Here is a 2,570-nt window from a genome sequence, read left to right as displayed (position 1 = left end):
TTAGAATTTTTGATTGTAGAATAAATAAGATAAGTGTCGAATAGGTAGAACATAAAGAAAAACCCCGAGAGCTTGCGCTCGTCGGGGTCTATAGTCTTACTCGCAGCAATCCGGCTACTATAGGTGCTCCATGCATCTAATCCTTGATAGTGTGCTGTAATCCTTCAGCGTATTCCTTTCGTCGCCATCCTAGCGGTGTCCATGACCTTATCCTGGTCTGCCAACAATCCTCGTTAGCGCGCTTCACTTATTCCTTGAGCGGTGTCCCTTACATCATCCTGATGTTCAGTCCTTGCCTCATCCAGAGGTGTCCATTGTCTTTCCATAGTAGTAACCATCCTAGTTACTATTGCGTCCATTCAATGTCCATTTCGCTATCCTTGCCGACTACTCATCCTGAATAATCGAATCTTCATCCTGAAGATAACCTAGTCCTTGGAGTATCCTGTTCCGTGTCAGAATCCTTCCGACAGAGTTAATATTACGCTTTCTCTGATTCTCATCAACGTGGCGATCAGAGATTTATCGATGGAAACCCTGGCTAATAAAAGTACGTATCATTAATAATCAAGGGCTTATCATAATTTTGGTGATTATCTCTCGCTGATAAAGCGATATTGACTTACCTTGTTGTAAGAGATCTCTTACAATCTGGGTAGGCGATAGCTGCAAAATTGATATTGAATTTTAATTCACATAAAGAGCATATCTAATTATTTTCACAGGTCGTGGCACTGAGCGTGATGAGGATCACTTCATAAACCCATCCCGACTAGACGGCCAAATAGAGGAGTAAAGAGGCGGTTAAACCGATGGCTAAGTGTTGCACTCGAGCCTACAGCGCATAGAAAAAGAGAAGCGACACCAATACGGTCGCTTCTCTTATTTCGAGATCTAAATGATATCTCATTTCGTTATGTGCTTAGTTTTTTGCTTGCTGCTTTCTTTTTTGGTTAAAGCGATAGGCGTCAAACGTGAATATCAATAATGCCCCCCAAATAAAGGCGAAGGTGACCACTTTATCTTGGGTGAATTCTTCCCCATAAATAAGCACGGCCAGCAGCAACATTAAGCTTGGCCCGATGTATTGGAAAAAACCCAAAGTAGAAAGTTTGAGGCGAGTCGCTGCGCCTGTAAAGCAAAGCAATGGCAAGGTCGTGACGATACCGGCCGACAGGAGTAAGAGATTGAGATTGATATCGTTGTTGCTGAAATTCGATGTAGAAGAGTCAGCAATAAACATCAAATAGATCAATGCTAGGGGAATGAGTAACAGTGTTTCAATAAACAAACCGGTTTGAGCATCGACGCTGACTTTTTTGCGCATTAGCCCATAGAGGCCGAAACTGATGGCAAGGCTGATGGCAATAATGGGAACCGATCCAAAGGCGATCAGTTGTACAATAACGGCACAGGCTGCAAATGCGACCGCGAACCACTGCAACTTACGCAGTCTTTCACCAAGAAAAAGCATGCCAAAAAGAACATTAATCAATGGATTAATGTAATAGCCTAAACTGGCATCGAGCATTTTGTTGGCATTAACCGCCCAGATAAAGATAAGCCAATTCAACCCAATAACAATTGACGTAGAGAGCAGGTACATCATTTTTTTCTTTGATCTCATGACGTCTCGTACATCACGCCAGCGTCGGCCAACGTGCAGCAAACCGGCCAACAAGAAAAATGACCAAATCACACGATGGCTCAGAATTTCCATCGCCGAGACACCGTCCAATAACTTGAAGTAAATCGGTGCGATGCCCCACATTGTGTAGGCACCAATGGCGAAGATAACGCCTTGTCGGGTTCTTTGCTGTTCTTCTATCGTCATGAACGGTCGCTTATTTATTTTGTGAGCTATGGAAGATCAGCAGTATACGAGTTGGCTAGGTATTAGCCTAACGAATATTGCGGTTTAATTCCTCAGCGTTCCCCACTACAATGTCGGTCCAAAAGCCAAACCTCGCGGCTTGATTCGACCCATATTTGAGATATTTAATGACCTCGACCTTGCTTGCACAACAATCTGAAGCATCGCCACAAACTATCCTAGAAGATGTGTTTGGCTACCAACACTTTCGTCAAGGGCAGTTAGAAGTGATAGAAGCTTCTTTGTCTGGCCAAGATAGCGTGGTCATTATGCCGACGGGTGGAGGCAAGTCGCTCTGCTATCAAATACCGGCACTTGTTCACACTGGGTTGACTTTGGTGATATCGCCACTGATCTCACTCATGAAAGATCAGGTCGATCAGCTTAAGGCCGATGGGGTTGCGGCTGAATGTGTTAACTCTACTATGTCGAGAGAAGCACTCATTAGTGTTTACAATCGCATGCGCAGTGGCGACCTAAAATTGGTCTATGTGTCGCCTGAACGTGTCTTGATGCATGATTTCATTGAACGCTTACAAAATATCAATCTCTCCATGATTGCCGTCGATGAAGCACATTGTATTTCTCAGTGGGGTCATGATTTCCGCCCTGAATACGCGGCGATAGGGCAGCTGAAAAACTACTTTCCTCATGTGCCTTTTATGGCGTTAACGGCAACCAGATCGGAAGAGCGGTT

At 44.2% G+C, this 2,570-nt stretch carries 2 protein-coding genes; one reads left to right on the top strand and one right to left on the bottom strand.

The genetic code is table 11. The features are described 5' to 3' along the window. Positions 1 to 922: 922 nt before the first annotated feature. Positions 923 to 1,834, bottom strand: coding sequence for an EamA family transporter RarD (gene rarD / locus ACP45E_RS03135; protein ID WP_017035999.1), 912 nt, complete (start codon positions 1,832 to 1,834; stop codon positions 923 to 925). Between the two features lie 167 nt (positions 1,835 to 2,001). On the opposite strand from rarD, the gene ACP45E_RS03130 reads away from it, so the two are divergent. Further along, positions 2,002 to 2,570, top strand: a 569-nt coding sequence (locus ACP45E_RS03130; protein WP_141707207.1) for a RecQ family ATP-dependent DNA helicase, incomplete at its 3' end; no start/stop codon positions are given.

Source organism: Vibrio genomosp. F10 str. 9ZD137 (assembly GCF_049974785.1).
Taxonomy (GTDB): Bacteria; Pseudomonadota; Gammaproteobacteria; order Enterobacterales; family Vibrionaceae; genus Vibrio.
The sequence above is the reverse complement of the archived record's forward strand: the minus strand, read 5'-3'. Positions and strand labels throughout refer to the sequence as shown.